Source organism: Bacillus sp. FSL K6-0069, from assembly GCF_038007785.1.
GTDB lineage: Bacteria > Bacillota > Bacilli > Bacillales > Bacillaceae_G > Bacillus_A > Bacillus_A mobilis.
This window is the reverse complement of record NZ_JBBOXN010000001.1, coordinates 4947813-4970782: the sequence shown is the minus strand read 5'-3', so window position 1 is coordinate 4970782 and position 22970 is coordinate 4947813. Positions and strand designations below refer to the sequence as shown.

19 protein-coding genes are annotated in these 22970 nt (G+C 36.2%); 14 read left to right on the top strand and 5 right to left on the bottom strand.

What is annotated here, in order from left to right:
* Window positions 1-2: 2 nt before the first annotated feature.
* The 3 genes from MHB74_RS25705 to MHB74_RS25695 all read right to left on the bottom strand — a co-directional run bounded on the left by MHB74_RS25705 (window position 3) and on the right by MHB74_RS25695 (window position 4801).
* Window positions 3-2678, bottom strand: a complete 2676-nt coding sequence (locus MHB74_RS25705; protein ID WP_061679339.1) for a sigma 54-interacting transcriptional regulator — start codon at window positions 2676-2678, stop codon at window positions 3-5.
* A gap of 104 nt (window positions 2679-2782) precedes the next feature.
* On the bottom strand, window positions 2783-3520 hold the full coding sequence (locus MHB74_RS25700; protein WP_061679338.1) for a polysaccharide deacetylase family protein: 738 nt from the start codon (window positions 3518-3520) through the stop codon (window positions 2783-2785).
* A gap of 207 nt (window positions 3521-3727) precedes the next feature.
* Complete coding sequence (locus tag MHB74_RS25695) at window positions 3728-4801, bottom strand: glycosyltransferase family 4 protein (RefSeq protein ID WP_061679337.1); 1074 nt, start codon at window positions 4799-4801, stop codon at window positions 3728-3730.
* A 521-nt stretch (window positions 4802-5322) separates the two neighbouring features.
* On the opposite strand from MHB74_RS25695, the gene MHB74_RS25690 reads away from it, so the two are divergent.
* Both MHB74_RS25690 and wecB read left to right on the top strand, forming a co-directional pair.
* Window positions 5323-6693, top strand: a complete 1371-nt coding sequence (locus MHB74_RS25690) for a UDP-glucose dehydrogenase family protein (RefSeq protein WP_061679336.1) — start codon at window positions 5323-5325, stop codon at window positions 6691-6693.
* A gap of 74 nt (window positions 6694-6767) precedes the next feature.
* Window positions 6768-7883 carry a non-hydrolyzing UDP-N-acetylglucosamine 2-epimerase gene (gene wecB, locus MHB74_RS25685; protein ID WP_061679335.1) on the top strand — a complete coding sequence of 372 codons (1116 nt, stop codon included), beginning with the start codon at window positions 6768-6770 and terminating at the stop codon, window positions 7881-7883.
* A 40-nt stretch (window positions 7884-7923) separates the two neighbouring features.
* On the opposite strand, the gene MHB74_RS25680 is transcribed toward wecB, so the two are convergent.
* Both MHB74_RS25680 and MHB74_RS25675 read right to left on the bottom strand, forming a co-directional pair.
* Window positions 7924-9057: an LCP family protein gene (locus MHB74_RS25680; RefSeq protein ID WP_061679334.1), complete on the bottom strand. Its 1134-nt coding sequence runs from the start codon at window positions 9055-9057 to the stop codon at window positions 7924-7926.
* Between the two features lie 74 nt (window positions 9058-9131).
* Window positions 9132-9767: a YigZ family protein gene (locus tag MHB74_RS25675; protein WP_061679333.1), complete on the bottom strand. Its 636-nt coding sequence runs from the start codon at window positions 9765-9767 to the stop codon at window positions 9132-9134.
* A gap of 239 nt (window positions 9768-10006) precedes the next feature.
* Here MHB74_RS25675 and MHB74_RS25670 point away from each other — a divergent pair, with 239 nt between their 5' ends.
* The 12 genes from MHB74_RS25670 (at window position 10007) to ftsX (ending at window position 22918) form a co-directional block, all read left to right on the top strand.
* The gene (locus tag MHB74_RS25670) at window positions 10007-10849 is read left to right on the top strand and encodes a DegV family protein (RefSeq protein ID WP_061679332.1); all 843 of its coding nucleotides are present in this window, start codon (window positions 10007-10009) and stop codon (window positions 10847-10849) included.
* A 171-nt stretch (window positions 10850-11020) separates the two neighbouring features.
* Complete coding sequence (locus tag MHB74_RS25665) at window positions 11021-11335, top strand: winged helix-turn-helix transcriptional regulator (RefSeq protein ID WP_000400858.1); 315 nt, start codon at window positions 11021-11023, stop codon at window positions 11333-11335.
* Between the two features lie 252 nt (window positions 11336-11587).
* Entirely contained in the window at window positions 11588-12886 is a 1299-nt protein-coding gene (locus MHB74_RS25660; protein WP_061679331.1) for a C40 family peptidase, read from the top strand.
* A gap of 127 nt (window positions 12887-13013) precedes the next feature.
* Window positions 13014-14363, top strand: coding sequence for an ATP-dependent helicase ComFA (gene comFA / locus MHB74_RS25655; RefSeq protein WP_061679330.1), 1350 nt, complete (start codon window positions 13014-13016; stop codon window positions 14361-14363).
* Window positions 14363-15067, top strand: coding sequence for a ComF family protein (locus MHB74_RS25650; RefSeq protein ID WP_081110352.1), 705 nt, complete (start codon window positions 14363-14365; stop codon window positions 15065-15067). The genes comFA and MHB74_RS25650 overlap by 1 nt, the downstream gene beginning before the upstream one ends.
* Window positions 15068-15193: 126 nt before the next feature.
* Window positions 15194-15391, top strand: a complete 198-nt coding sequence (cspC, locus tag MHB74_RS25645; protein ID WP_001990088.1) for a cold shock protein CspC — start codon at window positions 15194-15196, stop codon at window positions 15389-15391.
* Window positions 15392-15711: 320 nt separating this feature from the next.
* Window positions 15712-16254, top strand: a complete 543-nt coding sequence (hpf, locus tag MHB74_RS25640; RefSeq protein WP_000671193.1) for a ribosome hibernation-promoting factor, HPF/YfiA family — start codon at window positions 15712-15714, stop codon at window positions 16252-16254.
* A 274-nt stretch (window positions 16255-16528) separates the two neighbouring features.
* Window positions 16529-19036 carry a preprotein translocase subunit SecA gene (secA, locus tag MHB74_RS25635; RefSeq protein WP_061679328.1) on the top strand — a complete coding sequence of 836 codons (2508 nt, stop codon included), beginning with the start codon at window positions 16529-16531 and terminating at the stop codon, window positions 19034-19036.
* A gap of 134 nt (window positions 19037-19170) precedes the next feature.
* A protein-coding gene (prfB, locus tag MHB74_RS25630; protein WP_097863750.1) for a peptide chain release factor 2 occupies window positions 19171-20269 on the top strand; the annotation gives its coding sequence in 2 pieces (ribosomal slippage) (window positions 19171-19242 and window positions 19244-20269; 1098 coding nt in all).
* A gap of 438 nt (window positions 20270-20707) precedes the next feature.
* The gene (cccB, locus tag MHB74_RS25625) at window positions 20708-21031 is read left to right on the top strand and encodes a cytochrome c551 (RefSeq protein ID WP_000727965.1); all 324 of its coding nucleotides are present in this window, start codon (window positions 20708-20710) and stop codon (window positions 21029-21031) included.
* A 317-nt stretch (window positions 21032-21348) separates the two neighbouring features.
* A complete protein-coding gene (gene ftsE / locus MHB74_RS25620) occupies window positions 21349-22035 on the top strand; it encodes a cell division ATP-binding protein FtsE (RefSeq protein ID WP_071724655.1) in 687 nt (228 codons plus the stop codon).
* Complete coding sequence (gene ftsX / locus MHB74_RS25615; RefSeq protein ID WP_061679326.1) at window positions 22025-22918, top strand: permease-like cell division protein FtsX; 894 nt, start codon at window positions 22025-22027, stop codon at window positions 22916-22918. The genes ftsE and ftsX overlap by 11 nt, the downstream gene beginning before the upstream one ends.
* Window positions 22919-22970 lie beyond the last annotated feature (52 nt).

Sequence of the window (22970 nt, the reverse complement as noted above, 5' to 3'; positions counted from 1 at the left end):
GATTAATTTTTTACAGGCTGATTTTTAATGAAGAAGTCCATGACATAAAACACTTCGTCATCAGGTATTTGTATTTCAAATGTATTTTCAATTGGTTGTAATGCTTTTTTCACTTTCATATACATCCAGTACTCATCTTGTCTTCGTTTTTCTTTATCTGGATGAGGGAGGAGGCTTTCTCCTTTTTGAAGACGGTCAACCATACAGCTCATATGCAGAATTACACCCATTAAGCTGTCAGGAGTTAGCTGTAAGGAAATTAATTCTTGAATTGTATTTAATGCGTAACGAATTGTTTTAATAAGTAATGCTCCGTCGTTCCGCTGCATTTGTTGTTCAAGAATATCAGCCATTTTTGCATATGTTTCTTCATACGTAATTAATTCTTGAATTGGCTGAATCGCTGTGTAGTTTACAATGTCTTGGAAATGATATGTCAAGCATGGCACTTGCACATCGAAATTTGTGACGATACAAATGATATTCCGCTCTTTTTTTATGTTCTCAATCATTTTTGTTAAATCTTTTTCATGGACGATACTAATCGGAATAATTTCAATTAAGTCTTTGTCAAATCGCAAATAGTTCTCTAACATTTTTTGAATAGCTAAAGCGCTGCCTTCCCCAGTTAAACAAGCTGTCAAAATAACAGATTTCATTGGTGATAGTGGCTTTTTCTTTTCTTCTTGTACGTTTAAGTAAAACGGTGTTAAGTTCTTCACTGTTTCATATAATGCATCTAACGAGTAGCCGAGCTGTGCTTTTCGAGCTGCTTCTAGTGCATGTGGGGTGCTTGTCATGGAAAGAACACGTACCGGGATTTTGAACTCAGTTTCTAATATATCCCCAATATAAGCGAGAGAGCCCATATCAACGAGTAAGAGAAGCCCATTTACATTTTGAAGTGTTTTCATATACACTTTCACACGCTCTAGGAAATCTTTCGGCGATTCATGTAACGGCATATCAATACCAGTTACTTCTTCAATGCCGAGAAGTTCGTTTGCGACGTTTGCCATTTCTGTTGCGATGCCGTTACCGTGCGCTAATATTAATACTTTTACTTCTGTTTGTGAGGCAGGAATTGGATCAACAACGAAGAACATTGTTAAAAAGCCTGCTTCATCAATAGGCATTGTTATTTGTAATTCATCCTCCAGTAGTTGAATGCATTGCATCGCTACGGAAAAAGCTTCTTTATATTTTGTACGAATTTGATTTAATTGTGGGTGATGAATTTGTTTCCCAGCTTGCAAACGTTGTAGAGTTGTCTGTACATGTAAGCTTAAAGCGAGAAATACTTTTTCATCAAACGTCTTAGATAAATGCTTCTCAGCAAGTACCGCAATTTTTTCGCAAACGGAAACGATATTACGATCCACAATTTTAAAAACATTTTCATGACTTGTTTTTTTAGAAATTTGGTTAAAATATTGTACGAAAAAGCTTTGAATATCATTTTCTATTAGTAATTCTAATTCGTCCTCTTCAATACCGCGAGCTTGAAGTTCTTCATATTTATAATCAATATAATCGTATATAGAAGATTGTTTTTCATTTTCTATTTTATGATTACTCCAACCTTCATTACCCGTAAATACAAATGTTTCATTTGGTATTTGGTATAGATGACGGCTCTTTCTTTCAATGAATAGCCCTTCTTTCATATACCAAGGTAAATCTGTACTTGAAACATAGACAGAATCACGTTTCTTTGTCACGAAGTCAGAATAGGCTTTCGCACAGGCAATTTGTACATCCGTTTTTAATTGACCGATGTTATTGGGACAATTGTAAAAGACGAAGGCACGCATTGTATTCGGGCTAACGTGAATTTCTTTTCGCAGACGTATCGCTTCGTTTGTGAAAAATAGTTGCAGTAAAGCAAATCGTTCTTTATGTGTACGCTCACGAAGTGGTGGTAGCGTAACGGTCATCGGTATACGTCTTGTAAATGTTTTTAATAAAAATGAATTTGGTTCTTCTGTTGTTGCAGTAATGATTAGTACTTGTGCTTTACGCTCGTTTTCTGTTTCTCCAAGGCGGCGGTATACCCCGCGGTCAATAAAGGTGAAAAGCATTTCTTGTCCCTCTGGAGGAAGACGATGTACTTCATCTAAGAAAAGGATCCCTTCATGTGCTTTTTCAATTAATCCTTTTTGATCACTTGCCCCTGTATAAGCTCCTTTTTTAATCCCAAATAACTGCCCCAGTAGTAGCTGTGGATTATTTGCGTAATCAGCACAGTTAAAGACGATAAATGGTGCATTTTTAGGAAGCTGTTCAACTTCAATTGCATATTCGTGCATTAAAGAAGCGAACATAGATTTTCCGACTCCTGTTTCTCCTAGCAGCAAAGTATGCATACCGTTTGGAGGATAGAGAATAGAAGCTTTCGCTTTTTCGATTGCGATTTTAAGGCTTGTATTTTCAATTGCAAATGTATCTAATGAAGTTGTTTCCTTTGAATGCGTTTCCAACGAAGCGTTCATTTCTATATAAAAACGAACAGGACGCGTATTTGTTTTTAATAAACGTTTATCTTTTACAAGTTTGTTTAAGTCGCTACTTACATTGGCGCGATCTAGTTGCAACAGGGTAGCGAGTTCTGATGCGGTTACACCTTCTGTATAATTGCCTTCTTGTATTGCGTTAAAAATGAGATCTATTCGTTTCATTTCTATTCACCTCGAAACTTCATCACTATTTAAAATTTTACACAAAAATGGGAAGGGTGGGAAGAGAAAAATAAAACAGCTTTAGCATATAGGCACTAAAGCTGTTACAATCTTGTGTCTTTCCAAAAGTTCACTTCGAGATGGGAAGACGGATTATAGGGAAGAAGTTTGTATCCTTGTGACTGTAAGTAATCAATTACTTGTGGCAGTATTTGTACGGTTACACTCGAATCATGCATTAAAATCACTTCGACTTGTTCATCGCTCTGATTACGTACTCTTTCTAATATGGCAGAAGGATTGTCATAGCTTTTCCAGTCATATGTATCGATTGTCCAATCCCACATTTTATACTGGGCGGATACAAGTGCATCACGGTAATTCTTTTTTAAGTAAGGCATGCTACCGTACGGGACACGAACGAGATGTGTATTTAATTTTGTAACTTGCTGAACAATGGTTTGTGTTTGTTCCATTTCTGTAATTAAAGCAGATGGATCACCAGTATAAAGGCGTTTTACATCGTGTGACATACTGTGAAGTCCGATATAATGTCCGTCTTTAATTAATCGTTGCATTGTTTTTTTATAATGTGGCACCTTTCCACCAATAACAAAGAAAGTTGCTTTTCCGTTCTTTTCTTTTAAGATGTTTAAAATTTGCGTAGTATATTTGTTTGGTCCGTCATCAAATGTTAAGTACGCGATTTTTTGGATAGGAGAGGTAGTTTCCGTATTTGGATGATGTTCAGCAGGAATCATTGTAGTTGCCCCTGCATGAGATGACGCGTACATAGTAATTGTTAAAAATAAAATAATGTATTGAAATACTCGCTTGATCATAACATTCACCCTCAGTTTGACAATCAAGATGTAAAAAAGAAAATATAATCCTTTTCTTATTATGTATATCTTTCTCCAATAGTGGGACTCTCAAACAAACTATATTTTGGAAATATGAAATGAGGAGTAAAAAATAAAAAATAGCATCCTCTTATAAGAAAGAGGATGCTATTTGAATATTTCATAATTGTAAAGGCTATACTACAATTAGTCTTCGCGTTTTTTCACTTTTTTATAGAAGGAAATAAGTGGTTTGTAACGTTCATGTACAAGCCCAATTACTTCAGCAATAATCTCTGTAAAGAAGATTAAAACGAAAAGAAGAATAATGGATAACCATAACGTCGCACTAGAGAAAATGATTGCATTTACACTAAAGAAAATACCAAATGCGTATATAATTAGTACCGTTTTACGATGAGAGAAGCCCATTGCAAGTAAACGGTGATGTAAATGCGATTTATCTGGTGCTGAAATAGGTTTTTTATTTACGATACGGCGGATAATTGCAAATGTCGTATCAAATACAGGTACGCCTAAAATGATAACTGGAACGATAAAGCTGAATAACGTTACACTTTTGTATAATCCAAGTAACGATATAACAGAAATACAGTATCCTAAAAATAGTGCGCCTGTATCTCCCATGAAAATTTTTGCTGGATGGAAGTTGTAGAATAAAAATCCAATTGTACTTGCTAATGTAATTAATGCTAGTGGTAAAATAATAGCAGCTCCAGTGCCCCATGGGCTAGTGAAGGCCATATATGCTAGCGTTGCAAGTACGATAGATGAAATACCAGCAGATAACCCATCTAAGCCATCAATTAAGTTGATTGCATTTGTAATACCTACAATCCAAAATACTGTAATTGGATAAGCAAGCCATCCCAGTTCAGTATCCCCGAGGATTGGAATATATAATATTTGCACTAATAATCCACTTTTTACAATCATCATGGCAACTAATAGTTGTCCACCGAATTTTACCTTCGCAGATAACTCGTACATATCATCTAAAATACCGATGATTACAATGATAATCGCACCTAGCGTTATCGATAACATTCTTTGTTCATATAAGCCGCCGACAACAAATCCTACAGCTACACCAATGAATATCGCTAATCCGCCAAGACGAGGCATAATTTTTTGGTGCACTTTACGCGCGTTTGGCTTATCTGTTGCTCCTATTTTAAAAGCTAACTTAATAACTAAAGGAGTAACGACGAGTACAGTGATGAAAGATGCCAAAATGGCATAAATCACTTGTGAGTCCATTAATACCCCACCCTTTTATAGTCTAACGTAATTTTTTTAAAATGTATTTATCTGAAAATTATGATGTTTATTTACAGGCTCATAACATATGGTATCACAAAAAGATTAGAATTCAATCTTTTTTTCTTTGTACGGCAAATGGAAGCAGATAGAATATATGACAATTGTATACAGAATGTTGAATCGTTTGAGAAGGTTAATCGTATTGGGCTTTGGAATATGACATTTTTTCTATTTCTTCGATAGTGAATACTTTTATTTCAGTATTATAAGTGTTACACGTAGAAATGAGTAAATCCCGTGTTAAAATGTGGGAATTTATCTGCATGAACGGGCAGTAAGGTTTCCGCCTCAAAATTTAGTTGGGGATGAATGCCCTCACTGAATAAAGTTGCATTACATATTCTTGCATGCAATTTTACAAAAACTTAAAAAAGAATGGAAAAAGTAATTCATATAATAAAGAAGTAAAGGAGTTTTCTCATTTTTAATGTGAGAGGGGGAAGCACAGGGAGAATTCTATGTATTCGTATATTTTCTATTGTATATTCCTGTGCGAAAAGGAAATGAAAATTACGATAATAGGTACCGGATATGTTGGATTGATTACAGGAGTAGGGTTAGCAATGTTAGGCCATTCAGTCACATGTTTTGATATAAATGATGAGAAAATTGAACGGATAAAGCAAGGTGATCTGCCTATTTATGAAGCGGGTTTATATGAATTAATAAATGATGCATGCGAGAATGATTGTTTAACTTTTACGACAAGTAGGGTAAAAGCATTTTACGGTGCAGAATTTATATTTATTGCAGTTGGAACGCCATCTTTATTAGATGGGACAGCGGATTTAACATACATTCGAAGTGCTTGTGATGATATCGGAACATATGCGACGAACGACATTACTGTCGTTACGAAAAGTACGGTTCCTGTAGGTACAAATGATGTTATGAGAGGATGGATTGAGGAAAAATTACAAAATAGATATGAATTACATATCGTATCGAATCCAGAATTTCTACGGGAAGGTTCAGGAATTTACGATTTTTTTCAGGGAGATCGTATTGTAATTGGAGCAGATAATGAGGCAGCGGCACGAAAAGTGGAGAATTTGTATAGTGAATTACGCTTGAAAATGTATGTTACAGATATAAAAAGTGCAGAGATGATTAAATATGCATCGAATGCTTTTTTAGCGACAAAAATTAGTTTTATCAATGAAATTTCAAATATATGTGAGAAGGTAGGAGCCGATGTATTAGACGTTGCACAAGGGATGGGAATGGATAAGAGAATTGGGGCGTCATTTTTAAATGCGGGTATTGGTTATGGGGGATCGTGTTTTCCGAAAGATACGAAGGCCCTTGTGCAAATTGCAGGGAATGTGGCGCATGATTTTCGCTTGTTAAAAGCAGTCATTGAAGTGAATAATAAACAACAGTTGTTATTGATTGAGAAAGCGAAGAAAGTATTAAATATGAACAAGAAACGGATTGCGGTGCTGGGAGCGGCATTTAAACCGAATACGGATGATATAAGAGACGCACCGTCTCTTATTATGATACAAGAATTAATTCATATAGGTGCGGACGTAGTTCTATATGACCCGAAGGCGATTCCAAATATGAAAAACATCTTTGGAGAGACTATACAATATAGCGAATGTATAGATGAATCGATTAGAGGGGCGTGTGCGGCTTTTATCATGACAGAATGGGAGGCTATCCGAGCTTATCCGTTAGAAAAGTACGAACAACTTATGAGAGAGCCTATTTTATTTGATGGAAGAAATTGTTATACTGTTGAGGATGTCAAGAAACAAGGGATAGATTATTATTCGGTTGGAAGAGAAAGTATTTGTAAGAGAGACTTATCCATTATTCGTTAAAAAGGTATGTATTCATGTATATTCTTATATGTCATAATAGAATTTGTAACTAGTGAAAGAAAAGAGGCAATGAAATGACTGAACGTTTAAAAGTAATGACAATTTTCGGGACACGTCCAGAAGCAATTAAAATGGCACCTCTTGTGTTAGAGTTGCAAAAGCATCCAGACAAAATTGAATCGATTGTGACTGTAACAGCGCAGCATCGTCAAATGTTAGATCAAGTATTAAGTATCTTTGGAATTACGCCAGATTTCGATTTAAATATTATGAAGGATCGCCAAACTTTAATTGATATTACAACGCGTGGGTTAGAGGGTTTAGATAAAGTAATGAAAGAAGCAAAGCCGGATATCGTACTTGTACATGGTGATACAACGACAACATTTATTGCAAGTTTAGCTGCTTTCTATAATCAAATTCCAGTAGGTCATGTCGAGGCAGGACTTCGTACATGGGATAAATATTCTCCATACCCAGAAGAGATGAATCGCCAACTAACAGGTGTAATGGCAGATCTTCATTTCTCACCTACATCAAAATCAGCAACGAACTTACAGAAAGAAAATAAAGATGAGTCACGCATTTTCATAACAGGAAATACAGCGATTGACGCACTAAAAACGACTGTAAAAGAAACATATAGTCATCCTGTACTAGAGAAACTTGGAAATGATCGTCTTGTACTTATGACAGCTCACCGTCGTGAAAACTTAGGAGAGCCAATGCGTAATATGTTCCGTGCAATTAAACGTCTTGTTGATAAGCATGAAGACGTACAAGTTGTGTATCCTGTTCATATGAACCCTGTTGTTCGTGAAACAGCGAATGATATTCTAGGCGATCATGGTCGTATTCATTTAATTGAGCCGCTAGATGTAATTGATTTCCACAATGTTGCAGCTCGTTCATACTTAATGTTAACTGACTCTGGTGGTGTACAAGAGGAAGCACCGTCACTAGGTGTACCGGTTCTTGTTCTTCGTGATACAACAGAGCGTCCAGAAGGTATTGAAGCAGGTACATTGAAATTAGCAGGAACAGACGAAGAGACAATCTTTGGTCTTGCTGATGAATTGTTATCAGATAAAGAAGCTCATGATAAGATGTCAAAAGCATCTAATCCTTACGGTGATGGCCGTGCATCAGAGCGTATTGTAGAAGCAATTTTACAACACTTTAATAAGTAAATAAAAAAGAGCCAAATCACATGCGATTTGGCTCTTTTTGTTATTGCTGATTTCTCATAATCCACTCTGCATGAGCATTCGTAGAAGGAGGTGGCTCAATTGGTGTTTTGTTCTGATTCTGATTCTGGTTTTGGTTCGTTTCTTTCTTTACTTTTTCGTTAGAGTTAGGATTTGATTCGGTTTTTGTAGTTGGATTTTCTTGAGTGTTCGCTTTTTCTCCTAACTCTTTTTTAATTTCGTTACGTACTGTCTCTACACCGATTGGATCTGGAAGGAAGTAATAAATACCGCCTATTTTTTTGTCTTCTCCTTCGAGTTTGAGTGTTTGTATTGTAGAAGGATCAAACCCAGATAGTTTATTGTAAAGAGCAAGTCCGTCTGAAATAGGAATATCAGTTTTTATATATTTTCCAACGACTGTCGTTAAATCTTTAATTTTAAATACAGTAGAGGCTGAATTTAGTTTTTGAGCAACAGCTGCTAGTAATTGTCTTTGTCTAGCGGCCCGACCATAATCGCCGTTTGGATCCTGCTTTCGCATACGTACGTATGCGAGTGCTTCTTCACCATTTAAGTCTTGTTGTCCTTGCTTAAATTCGATTTTTTTGTAGTAATCCATGTCCGAACGCTCCCAAAAATCGAATGGGACATCAACGGTAACACCGCCAACAGCATCAACAATACCTTTAAAGCCTTGGAAATCAATTTTAATATAATGGTCTACAGGAACTTTTAGAAAACCTTCGACCGTTTTGATTGCCATTTCTTCTCCGCCGTAAGCATGTGCAGCGTTAATTTTGTCCTCTTTGTTCTTACCAACAATTGGAACGCGACTATCACGAGGGATACTCATAAGCGAAATCTTTTTCGTTTTAGGATTGACTGTCGCAAACATTAATGAATCTGTACGACCGTTTTGACCGTCCGTTGCATAATCTTCTATACCCATAATGAGGAGTGTAAAAGGCTCTTTTGTAATTTCTACATCTTCGGTTCTCAAGTCCGATTTTTGACGAGTAAAACCACTATACATCCCCATGAGAGAAGAGTAGGAATTTAATATATAAAGTCCTACACCGCCAAATAAAAATACGAAAATAAGGAAGTAGAAAAACTTTCTTCTTCGTTTCTTTTTTATTCTGCTATTTTGGAGATGATAATAACGTTCTTCCATATATAATCTCCTTAGTTCATTTGTAGGGAAGTAATTCACTACATTAATCTGTAGAGGTGATAATATAGTTATTCTTAGATAACATCTTGTTCTAAGTACAACATATCTCCTTCTGTAATTGTACATTTCCCATTTGTTAATTCAATCATCCAATCTGTGAATGCTTGTTTTCCATCTTCTTCTACATACGTATCAAATGTGACATTTTCGAGATAATGTATATCTTTAATGGCATATTTCGAATTACGTAATTCATTTTCAATTTTGCCAAGTAATGTGTAATCAATTTCGGTCTGCATAACACGCATTAGTTTTCGCTGAACGACACCAACATGATTAATACCCTCACTTGTACATTTTCCATATGCGCGAATTAATCCACCTGCGCCAAGTTTGATGCCGCCAAAATAGCGAGTAACGACAACGACGGTATCTTTTAAACCGCGTTTTTTTAGGACCTCTAACATAGGTACGCCAGCTGTGCCGCTAGGTTCTCCATCATCATTTGCTTTTTGGATTTGATCTTGTTCGCCAATCAAATACGCAGAACAATTATGTGTGGCATTCCAATTTTGTTTTTTTATTTTTTGTATAAATTCTTGAGCTTCTTCTTCAGTTGTAGCTCTGCTAACATAACAGATAAATCTTGATTTTTGAATGACAATTTCGTGCTCACCGTAGTCTTTGATTGTTAAATATTGTAATAACACTCGTATACGCCCCTATCTATCAAAATGACTAGTACTTTACATTTTAAAAGCGGGCGTTTTTATATTCAAACATTTTTTATAAATAAGCTGAAATTTTTGGTGAGTATTTCACCTTTTTGTTGTAATTTGTCGAGGTGGTTAGTATAATTTCAAATCGGCATTTTCATGTATGGATGCACCATTTTTAGTTTTCGTGTAAACTTAGGGAATAAAAACTTTTTTATAAGGCAGGTACGCAAATGAAAACAGCTATTGTTACTGATAGTACAGCATATATACCGAAGCATATTCGTGATGAACTCAATATATATATGATTCCATTAAACGTTGTATTTGGAACGGAATCTTATCAAGAAGAAGCTGAAATTTCAGTAGATGATTTCTATGTAAAAGTACGTGAGCAAGAAGAACTTCCGAAAACTTCTCAGCCAGCAATCGGAAAGTTTGTTGAGTTATTTGAAGAACTATCGAAGGATTATGATGCGGTTATTAGCATTCATCTTTCAAGTGGGATTAGTGGTACATATCAAACGGCAACGACAGCCGGGCAAATGGTAGAGGGTATTGATGTATATACGTACGACTCTGAAATTAGCTGTGAAGTACAAGGATTCTATGTACGTGAAGGGGCAAAATTAGCAAGCGAAGGAAAAGATCCGAAAGAGATCGTTGCCCGTTTTGATGAAATGAAGAAAACGATGGACGCTTATTTTGTAGTAGATGATTTACATCATTTACAACGTGGCGGACGATTAAATAGTGCGCAAGCCTTCATTGGTAGTTTGTTACAAGTGAAGCCCGTTTTATATTTTAGAGATAAAATCATTATTCCATTTGAAAAGATTCGTACACGTAAAAAGGCGTTAAAACGAATTGTTGAAATTTTTGATGAGCAAGCAAGTAAAGGTGTACCTATGGAAGCAGTTATCATTCATGCACAACGTGAAGAGGAAGCGAATGAATGGAAGGCAGAATTAGAAGCAAAATATCCTCATGTCACAATCCGCACAGGTTATTTCGGTGCTGTAATTGGTACGCATTTAGGTGAAGGTGCGCTAGGTCTTGGGTGGTATACGAAGTAATAAGATATAAAAAGCTCTCTTTTTAAGAGGGTTTTTTTACGGATATTTTACGTGTAGTTGACAAGTTAATATTTGGAAATGGTAAAATGTACGTAAAATAAATTAACGAGGAAAGTTTTATAACTTACTTTTTACAAGAGACTATATTATAATGGAGGAGAGGTGAAACATATGGAGCATAATTCTTGTTTATGTCCAAAGTTTGAGTCAGCTTTTACTTTGCTTAGTAAGAAATGGACTGGCTTAATTATTAAATCTTTGCTTGAAGAGTCAAAACGTTTTAGAGAAATCGCAGATATTATACCAAATATGAGCGATCGTATGTTGTCAGAGCGTTTAAAGGAATTGGAAAGCGAAGGCATTGTAGTTCGTAATGTTTATCCAGAAGTACCAGTTCGAATCGAGTACGGCTTAACTGAAAAAGGGAAAGCATTAGAAAGTGTTATGGATGAAGTCCAAAATTGGGCTGAGAAATGGATGAAATAACGTTTTGATTTCATTTGTATTAGTGTATTTAACAAAACGTAAGGGAAACCTTGCGTTTTTTTTTTGCTTATAAAAAGCTTTTAAAATTCTACACATATATACAAAAATATGCATATTTTGAGATAGAGTTACATATAATATTACATTTGTTTTACAATAGCGTAACATTAGCAAAAAAAATCCCGAATTATGGTATAAATTTTATAGGTTATATACGGAAAAAAGACAAAAGAAAGCGGTGTAAAAAATAAAATGAAAAAGCTAAAAATGGCATCTTGCGCATTAGTTGCAGGGTTAATGTTTTCAGGACTAACACCAAATGTATTTGCAGAAGATAAAATTTCTGACGTGAAATCACAAATTAATACACAAAATGACACTTTACATAAACAACAACAAGAACGTGATGAATTACAAAAACAAATGAATGACTTAAACAAAACAATTCAAGGTTTAGATAAGTCTGTTCAAGAGAATGCTTCAAAGCTTGATGAAACAACGAAAAAAGTTGCTGATACTGAGCAATTAATCGAAAATAAAAATAAAGATATTGCAGAACTACAAACGAAAATTGCAAAACGTGAAGAGTTATTAAGAAAACGTTTAGTTGCACTTCAAGAACAACCAAACACAAATGTTGTAACAGAAGTTCTTGTAAACTCTAAAAACGTTGCAGATTTAGTTGATCGTTTAGCTTCTGTTTCTAAAATTCTTGAGTCTGATGAAGATATCATGAAAACACAACAAGAAGATCAAGCGAACGTGAAAAAAGACGTTGAAATGGTAAAAACAAAGCAAAAAGAATTAAAAGAAGCACAAGCTCAAATTGAAACTGCTAAGAAAGAACTTGACGCTGAAAAAGCGAAAAAATCAACAGCAGTAAATGATTTAAGCGGCAAAATGGATACAGTTGTAACTTCAATGACAAGTACGGAAAGTCAATTGAAAGATCTTGAAAAACAAGCACTGCAATTACAACGTATTGCTGAACAAGAAGCACAAGAAAAAGCTGCACAAGAAGCTGCTGCTCAAAAGCAAGCAGAACAAGCTGCTAAAGATGCGCAAGCTCAACCAGCACAAGCGGCGCCTGCTCAGCCAGCAGCACCAGCTCAAAAAGAAGAACCTAAAAAAGAAGAGCCTAAAAAAGAAGCACCTAAGCAAGAAACGAAAAAACCAGAGCCAGCACCAGGCCCAGCTCCAGCTCCAGCTCCTGGCGTAATTGGTAAAGCACAACAATATTTAGGTTTACCGTATGTTTGGGGAAGTGCATCTCCATCAAACGGTGGTTTTGACTGTAGTGGATTTATTTCTTACGTCTTCGGTGTAGGACGTCAAGACGTTGCAGGTTACTGGAATTCAGTTTCTAAAGTAAGTAGCCCACAACCTGGAGATTTAGTATTCTTCCAAGGTACTTATAAGCCAGGTCCATCTCACATCGGTATTTACGTTGGTAATGGCCAAATGATTCATGCTGGTGATAAAGGGATTGCTTACGCTAGCTTAAGTAGTAGCTACAACCAAAAACATTTCTTAGGATACGGTAGATTCTAGGATTTATAAACAAATAAAACATGTGTATAAAGTCGATAGCTTACTATTTTATAAGTAGGTTATCGGCTTTTTTGAGTTTTTACGAGATTATGAGAAGGGTTTATAGTAGTGCTGGAGGTGGTTGCTGATGCTTGCTGGAAAACAGTTGCTATTAGAAGAACTTTCTTCAGATTTACGGAGAGAATTAAGTAGTTTGAAAAAGAAGGGAGAGATCGTATGTGTACAAGGCGTAACAAAAAAGGCTTCTAAATATATATGTCAGCGTTGCGGAAATATAGAGCAACGACTATTTGCATCATTTTCATGTAAAAGGTGCAGTAAAGTGTGTGCGTATTGCCGGAAGTGTATCACGATGGGGAGAGTTAGTGAATGTGCTGTACTCGTTCGTGGGATCGCTGAAAGAAAAGGTGAAAAAGATTTAAATTCGTTACAGTGGAGAGGAACTTTGTCTACTGGTCAGGAGTTGGCGGCGCAAGGTGTTATAGAAGCTATTAAGCAGAAAGACTCTTTTTTTATTTGGGCTGTGTGTGGGGCTGGAAAAACAGAAATGCTGTTTTACGGTATTGCAGAGGCACTTCAAAAAGGAGAAAGAGTTTGTATCGCAACGCCAAGAACAGATGTTGTATTGGAATTAGCACCGAGATTACAAGAAGTGTTTCCTAATATAAATGTAGCTGCTTTATACGGAGGGAGTGTAGACCGGGAAAAAGACGCAGCGTTAGTCGTTGCAACGACGCATCAATTGTTACGTTATTATAGAGCGTTTCATGTCATGATTGTAGATGAGATTGATGCCTTCCCGTATCATGCAGATCAAATGTTACAGTATGCAGTGCAACAAGCGATGAAAGAGAAGGCGGCACGTATTTATTTAACGGCAACTCCCGATGAAAAGTGGAAACGTAATTTCAGAAGTGGAAAGCAAAAAGGTATCATTGTCTCTGGACGATATCATCGTCATCCGTTACCAGTTCCTCTATTTTGCTGGTGCGGAAATTGGAAGAAAAGCCTCCATCATAAAAAAATCCCTCGAGTTTTACTACAATGGTTAGAAATGTACGTAAACAAAAAACATCCTATTTTTTTATTTGTTCCTCATGTGCGATATATAGAAGAAATGAGCCTATTATTGAAAGCGTTGGATCATAGAATCGATGGTGTACATGCAGAAGATCCGATGAGAAAAGAAAAAGTAGCAGCTTTCAGAAAGGGAGAAATTCCATTATTAGTTACAACAACAATTTTAGAGAGAGGAGTAACTGTGAAGAATTTACAAGTTGCGGTGTTAGGGGCGGAGGAAGAAATCTTTTCGGAAAGTGCACTCGTACAAATTGCAGGCCGAGCAGGTCGTAGTTTTGAAGAACCGTATGGCGAGGTCGTTTATTTTCATTACGGTAAGACAGAGGCGATGGTACGTGCGAAAAAACATATTCAAAGTATGAACAAAAAGGCAAAAGAACAAGGATTAATCGATTGATGCATTGTCTACTTTGCGATGAGTATATATTGGAAACAGTTAGTTGGTACACCTTCTTTGTAAAGCCTCATAAAAAATATATATGTGATAGATGTGAGCAGAAACTTTCCTATATTATAGGAGACATTTGTATGGAATGTGGGCGACCTTTAGAGGAATTGCCTTCCGAATATAAAGAAAATGATATTTGTGTGGATTGCATAAGATGGATAAACAAGGAGAAGTATCGTCCTTTTAAAAATCGTTCTTTGTACGTGTACGATGATGAGATGAAAGAAATAGTAGCACAGTTTAAGTTTCGGGGGGATGCGGAGTTAGTTCATATTTTTCATCGATCTTTTCGGGAGTTATTTCAAGAGCATTTTACGAGTGTTTCAAGTGTTATTGCTGTTCCGCTTAGTAGGGAACGGGAGTATGAACGTGGTTTTAATCAGGCAGAGTTATTAGCAGCTTGTTTACCTGTCAAAATTTCTTATCCATCATTAAGAAGAAGAGAAACAGAAAAGCAAAGTAAGAAGAAACGTAAAGAAAGGCTTTCGGGAAGTAATCCTTTTTATTTTCAGGGAGAAGAGATGTTTCATGACCAACATATCTTACTCGTTGATGATGTATATACGACAGGAATTACAGTTAGACAAATTGGAAGTCTTTTATACGATAGAGGAGCAAGGGAAGTTTCTAGTTTGACGCTCTGTAGAAGTTGATCTGTAACTGTCGAAAGGGATAATAAAAAGGCGATAAGTCTCCTTTGACTTCGTAAGTTGTCATTGGTTATAGTCAAAGTATGGGGCGAATGCCCTGATTTTTAGAGTGAAGGGAATGGAATGAACATGCAAGGAAGAGTGAAATGGTTCAATGCAGAAAAGGGATTTGGGTTTATTGAGCGTGAAGATGGTGATGATGTGTTTGTTCATTTTTCTGCTATTCAACAAGATGGATATAAGTCATTAGAAGAAGGGCAACAAGTTGAGTTTGACATTGTAGATGGAGCACGTGGACCACAAGCAGCTAATGTTGTAAAACTGTAGGAATATTGTTTTTGGGAAGAGAAAGCTGCGTTTGTGGCAACGTTATATATATGGTAGAACCTCTTGTTTTTTACAAGGGGTTTTTGTTATGAATGAAGTTGTCAAAAAGTTGTTTCTTTTCTGTAACGAATTGTCCACAGTTATATTCGTTATTCACGATGTTAATAGGATAAAATAAAGATAGAAACGATGCATCTTTTCATTTCAACAAAAAACGATAAAAAAATCGCAATTCCACTAATTTTTTTAAAAAAGTTAGAAGGAATTTTTAAGCCAATGTCGAAATTATAGTACATAGGCTTGAAAGGAGGAATTCATCTATGAAATTCAACATTCGTGGTGAAAATATTGAAGTAACTCCAGCATTAAAGGAATATGTAGAGAAAAAACTAAGTAAGTTAGAGCGTTATTTTGATACATTCCCAGAGATTAAAGTTAATTTAAAGGTATACTCTGACAAGCAACGTGTCGAGGTAACAATTCCATTTACTGATTTATTACTTCGTGCAGAAGAAACTAATAGCGATATGTACGCTGCTATTGATTTAGTAGTTGATAAACTTGAGCGACAAATTCGTAAACATAAAACAAAGGTAAATCGTAAGTTACGTGAGAAAGGTTCTGTGAAAACGAACTTTATCCTTCCAGAAGCAGTAGCTGTTCTGGATGCGGTAGAAGAGGATGAATTAGAACTTGTACGTACAAAACGATTTGATTTAAAACCGATGGACGTTGAAGAAGCGATCCTACAAATGGATATGCTAGGACATAATTTCTTCGTCTTCACAAATGCTGATACAAATGAAACTAATGTTGTATACGGCCGTAAAGATGGGAAATATGGTTTAATCGAAACTAAATAATAATTCAAAAGCGCAGCCGAAATGGCTGCGCTTTTTTTGCTGAAAATAGATTTTGAAAAAAAGTTTTCTTAATTTAGAACGAGAGATTCGGCCGATTGTTGTCATAGTTATAAGACAAGTGTTACAATTATCATTAGGTATATACATTTTAGTTTTTTTAATTAGGAGAAAAATTGGCATAACATACATTTGATTTTTATGACGACTGATTGTAATAGAGAAAAAGAAAAACAATCGGAAGTTTTATTTTAATAAAAAGAGGAGCGTATTTCCTATGATCGGTATTTTAAAAAAGGTATTTGATGTAAATCAACGCCAAATTAAACGTATGCAGAAGACAGTTGAGCAAATTGATGCATTAGAGTCATCTATTAAGCCTTTAACTGATGAACAATTAAAAGGAAAGACGCTTGAATTTAAAGAACGTCTAACAAAAGGTGAGACAGTAGATGATCTACTACCTGAAGCTTTTGCGGTTGTTCGTGAAGCTGCGACTCGTGTTCTTGGAATGCGTCCGTATGGCGTACAGTTAATGGGTGGTATTGCCTTACATGAAGGGAATATCTCTGAGATGAAAACGGGTGAAGGTAAAACGTTAACATCTACATTACCTGTATATTTAAATGCTTTAACAGGAAAAGGTGTTCACGTTGTTACAGTCAATGAATACTTAGCACAACGTGATGCGAACGAAATGGGACAACTTCACGAGTTCCTTGGCTTAACAGTAGGAATTAACTTAAACAGTATGTCACGCGAAGAGAAACAAGAGGCTTATGCTGCTGATATTACGTATAGCACAAATAATGAGCTTGGATTCGATTACTTACGTGACAACATGGTTTTATATAGAGAACAGTGCGTTCAGCGTCCACTTCATTTTGCTATTATCGATGAAGTCGATTCTATCTTAGTCGATGAAGCGCGTACGCCGCTTATTATTTCAGGACAAGCACAAAAATCAACAGAGCTATATATGTTTGCAAATGCATTCGTTCGTACATTAGAAAATGAAAAAGAATATTCATTTGATGTGAAAACGAAAAATGTAATGTTAACAGAAGATGGTATTACGAAAGCTGAGAAAGCTTTCCATATTGAAAACTTATTCGATTTAAAACATGTAGCACTTCTTCACCATATTAATCAGGCGCTTCGTGCACACGTTGTTATGCATCTTGATACAGATTATGTTGTACAAGAAGGCGAAATCGTAATTGTAGACCAATTCACTGGTCGTCTTATGAAAGGTCGTCGCTATAGCGAAGGTTTACACCAAGCTATTGAAGCAAAGGAAGGCGTAGAAATTCAAAATGAAAGTATGACACTCGCAACAATTACGTTCCAGAACTATTTCCGTATGTATGAAAAGTTATCTGGTATGACTGGTACAGCGAAAACGGAAGAAGAAGAATTCCGTAGTATTTACAATATGAATGTTATCGTAATTCCAACGAACAAAGATATTATTCGTGATGACCGTGCTGATTTAATCTTCAAATCAATGGAAGGTAAATTCAATGCAGTTGTTGAGGATATTGTAAATCGTCATAAACAAGGGCAACCTATTCTTGTTGGTACAGTTGCAATTGAAACGTCAGAGCTTATTTCAAAAATGTTAACACGTAAAGGTGTACGCCATAACATTTTAAACGCGAAAAACCATGCGCGTGAAGCAGATATCATTGCAGAAGCTGGTATGAAAGGTGCTGTAACGATTGCGACGAATATGGCTGGTCGTGGTACGGATATTAAGCTTGGAGACGATATTAAAAACGTTGGTCTAGCAGTTATCGGTACAGAGCGTCACGAAAGTCGTCGTATTGATAATCAGTTACGTGGTCGTGCTGGTCGTCAAGGGGACCCTGGTGTAACGCAGTTCTACTTGTCTATGGAAGATGAACTAATGCGCCGCTTCGGTTCTGACAATATGAAAGCGATGATGGATCGTCTTGGTATGGATGATTCACAGCCAATTGAAAGTAAAATGGTTTCTCGTGCGGTAGAATCTGCACAAAAACGTGTAGAAGGAAATAACTATGATGCACGTAAGCAGTTACTGCAGTACGATGATGTACTTCGTCAGCAACGTGAAGTTATTTACAAACAGCGTCAAGAAGTAATGGATTCTGAGAACTTACGCAGTATTATTGAAGGTATGATGAAATCTACGGTAGAACGTGCTGTTGCGCTTCATACTCAAGAGGAAATTGAAGAAGATTGGAACATTAAAGGTCTTGTTGACTACTTAAATACAAACCTTCTGCAAGAAGGCGATGTAAAAGAAGAAGAGTTACGTCGTCTTGCTCCAGAGGAAATGAGCGAGCCGATTATCGCGAAATTAATAGAGCGTTACAACGACAAAGAAAAGCTTCTGCCAGAAGAGCAAATGCGTGAGTTCGAAAAAGTTGTTGTATTCCGTGTAGTAGATACGAAATGGACAGAGCATATTGATGCGATGGATCACCTTCGTGAAGGTATTCATTTACGTGCTTACGGTCAAATTGATCCACTTCGTGAGTATCAAATGGAAGGATTCGCAATGTTCGAGTCAATGATTGCTTCTATTGAAGAGGAAATCTCTCGTTACATTATGAAAGCTGAAATTGAACAAAACTTAGAGCGTCAAGAAGTTGTCCAAGGTGAAGCTGTTCATCCATCTAGTGATGGCGAAGAGGCGAAGAAAAAACCAGTTGTAAAAGGTGACCAAGTGGGCCGTAACGATTTATGTAAATGTGGTAGTGGCAAGAAATATAAAAACTGCTGTGGCATTGTAAGCTAATAAAAAATGCGGCTGCTGAATTCAGCTTGTTTTGCAAATTATAATAAAAAGGATTAAACTCTCTCCCTAGTAAGTGGAGAGAGTTTCCCTTGTTTTCATACGAAAGTAACAGCAATTACATAGAGGTGAAGGAAATGGAATTAGTAGAAATTAGACAAGAATTAGAGAAAATGGCTAAGAGATTAGCGGCTTTTAGGGGGTCTCTTTGACCTTCCTACTAAGGAAAAACAAATTGCAGAATTAGAAGAGACAATGATGGGTGCTGGATTTTGGGATGACCAACAAGGCGCACAAGTTGTAATTAACGAAGCTAATGCACTGAAAGAGATGGTTGGAAAGTTCCGTCAGTTAGATGAAACATTCGAAAATTTAGAAATCACGCATGAGCTTTTAAAAGAAGAGTATGATGAAGATTTACATGAAGAGCTTGAATCGGAAGTGAAAGGCTTAATTCAAGAAATGAATGAGTATGAGCTTCAGTTACTACTAAGCGATCCTTATGATAAAAATAACGCGATTTTAGAATTACACCCAGGTGCTGGTGGAACAGAGTCACAAGACTGGGGTTCTATGCTATTACGTATGTACACACGTTGGGCTGAAAAACGTGGATTTAAAGTAGAAACGGTTGACTATTTACCAGGTGATGAAGCTGGTATTAAGAGTGTTACTTTATTAATTAAAGGTCATAACGCTTACGGTTACTTGAAAGCAGAGAAAGGTGTACATCGTCTTGTGCGTATTTCACCATTCGATTCTTCAGGCCGTCGTCATACATCGTTCGTATCTTGTGAAGTTGTACCTGAGTTCAATGATGAAGTTGAAATTGAAATACGTTCAGAGGACTTGAAAATTGATACGTACCGTGCAAGTGGTGCAGGTGGACAGCATATTAATACGACAGACTCAGCAGTTCGTATTACACATACACCTACAAACACAGTTGTAACATGTCAGTCAGAGCGTTCACAGATTAAAAACCGTGAGCACGCGATGAAAATGTTAAAAGCGAAATTATACCAAAAGAAATTAGAAGAGCAACAAGCAGAATTAGATGAAATTCGCGGTGAACAAAAAGAAATCGGATGGGGTAGCCAAATTCGTTCTTACGTATTCCACCCGTATTCTCTTGTGAAAGACCACCGTACAAATACAGAGGTTGGTAACGTGCAAGCAGTTATGGATGGAGAAATTGATCCATTTATTGATGCTTACTTACGTTCTCGTATCTAATAAGCGAAAAAAAGCCAACAAAGTTGTCGGCGTATGCTGAGGGTAATCGAGGATATAAAGAATTTGATTTTATTTCTATAAATGAAGTAAAGAGGAAGAGAAGTTGGAAACGACAACTTCTCTTTTTGATGGGATTATATGTAGCATATAATGTTGTATATTGTTTTGTAAAAAGAAGAGAATAGTAAAACAGAGCGGCAATAGAGTAAGACTTTAACAGAACTTTTCTGATTTTCTGTTCAAAAAGAATTCTTTATAGAAGTTTTTACGTTGTTCACAGAATTGAAACAACTTATGAAAGCTTTATATTATCAGGGTTCTTACTGTATTTTTGAAGAATATGAAATATACCTTAGTTTTTCTATATAAAGATAATGCTTATAATGAAAATGAGTGTGTTAGGAATGAAAAGAATATCAACAATGGGGAGCGATAGAAGTGAAAAAGAAATTGTTGGCTATTGCGCTAGGAACATCAGTTGTTTTTGCTTTAGGAGCATGTGGAAATAAAGAAGAGAGTAAGCCTTCGAAACAATCTGCAAGCACGGATAGCGCAGAGCAAATTTACCAAAAAAGTTGTATAGGCTGTCATGCGAAAGATTTATCGGGAGCAACTGGACCAGATTTACGAAAAGTGGGACAGAAATATGATGCAGCAGAGATTGAAAAGATTATTGAAAAAGGTCGCGGTTCCATGTCACCAGGAATTATTCAAGGTGAGGATGCGAAAAAAGTAGCTGAGTGGTTAGCTGAACATAAATAAAAAGGGTAAAATGGACGAGTTGATTACATAATCTTATCCCAAAATGATTTTGGATAAGAATTATGACAGCTCGTTTCCTTTTTTTGGAGTGTAACATAACTGTAACAAAATTGTATCCGAACTGGAAACCGTTTGATGTTACAATGGGGTTTGTAGAATTTTGCTGAAATATATTACATAGTAGTATTGCTTATAAAAAGATTGTAAGTAGACTACCTTCAACAAGAGTGGTTAAGCGAGAATAAAAGGTTATCTTTTATTTTTAGATGTACAGAAAAGTATTTCGAAAAAAATCATTAAGTATTGGGTGATAAATAATGATAAAAATGACGAATGTTTATAAGGAGTACCCGAATGGTATGAAAGCCATTGCTGGTCTCACAGTTAACATTAAACAAGGTGAGTTTGTATACGTAGTTGGACCGAGTGGAGCCGGGAAATCTACATTTATTAAAATGATGTATCGTGAAGAGAAGCCATCTACAGGATCAATTAATGTAAATGGACTTGTTATTGAAACATTAGCAGAAAGAGATGTTCCATACTTCCGTCGTCAATTAGGCGTAATTTTCCAAGATTTTAAATTGCTACCTAAGTTAACGGTATATGAGAATGTTGCGTTTGCCTTAGAGGTAATTGAAGAAGAAAAAGAAGCTATTCGCGAGCGTGTAACAGAAGTTTTAGGTCTTGTAGGTCTTGAAGATCGTGCAGACGCACTTCCAAGTGAACTTTCAGGCGGAGAGCAGCAACGTGTTGCGATTGCGAGAGCAATTGTTAATAGACCAAAGGTTGTAATTGCCGATGAGCCAACAGGTAACTTAGATATTGAAACAGCTCTTGATATTATGAAGATTTTCACACGCATCAATGAACGCGGTACAACGATCGTTATGGCGACACATAACGCAGATATCGTAAATACAATCCGTCATCGTGTAATTGCGATTGAAGGCGGAAAAATTGTTCGAGATGAGATTGAGGGAGGATACGGATATGAAGGCTAAGACCCTTAGTCGACATTTGCGAGAAGGTGTAAAGAATCTATCACGTAACGGATGGATGACGTTTGCTTCTGTTAGTGCAGTAACAGTTACATTATTACTTGTAGGTGTCTTTTTAACAGCGATTATGAATATGAACCATTTTGCGACGAAAGTAGAGCAAGATGTAGAGATTCGTGTACACATTGATCCAGCAGCAAAAGAGGCTGATCAAAAGAAATTAGAAGATGATATGAGTAAGATTGCAAAAGTAGAATCTATTAAATATTCTTCTAAAGAAGAAGAGCTAAAACGCTTAATTAAAAGCTTAGGTGATAGCGGAAAAACGTTTGAGTTATTTGAACAAGATAACCCACTTAAAAACGTATTCGTTGTAAAAGCAAAAGAACCAACAGATACAGCGACAATCGCGAAAAAGATTGAAAAAATGCAGTTTGTAAGTAATGTTCAATATGGTAAAGGGCAAGTTGAAAAATTATTTGATACTGTAAAAACAGGACGTAATATCGGTATTGCGTTAATTGCAGGTCTTTTATTTACAGCGATGTTCTTAATCTCTAATACAATTAAAATTACAATTTATGCTCGTAGTACAGAAATCGAAATTATGAAACTGGTAGGTGCAACAAACTGGTTTATTCGTTGGCCGTTCTTATTAGAGGGATTATTCTTAGGAGTATTAGGATCAATTATTCCAATTGGCTTAATTCTAGTTACGTATAATTCACTACAAAGTGTGTTTAACGAAAAACTTGGCGGAACAATTTTCGAACTTCTACCATACAGTCCTTTCGTGTTCCAATTAGCTGGTTTATTAGTGTTAATCGGGGCTTTAATCGGTATGTGGGGAAGTGTAATGTCAATTCGTCGCTTCTTAAAAGTATAAAAAGTTGCAAACATAATTCGTACAAGCTTATCATATAGTAGAAATAGGTAAA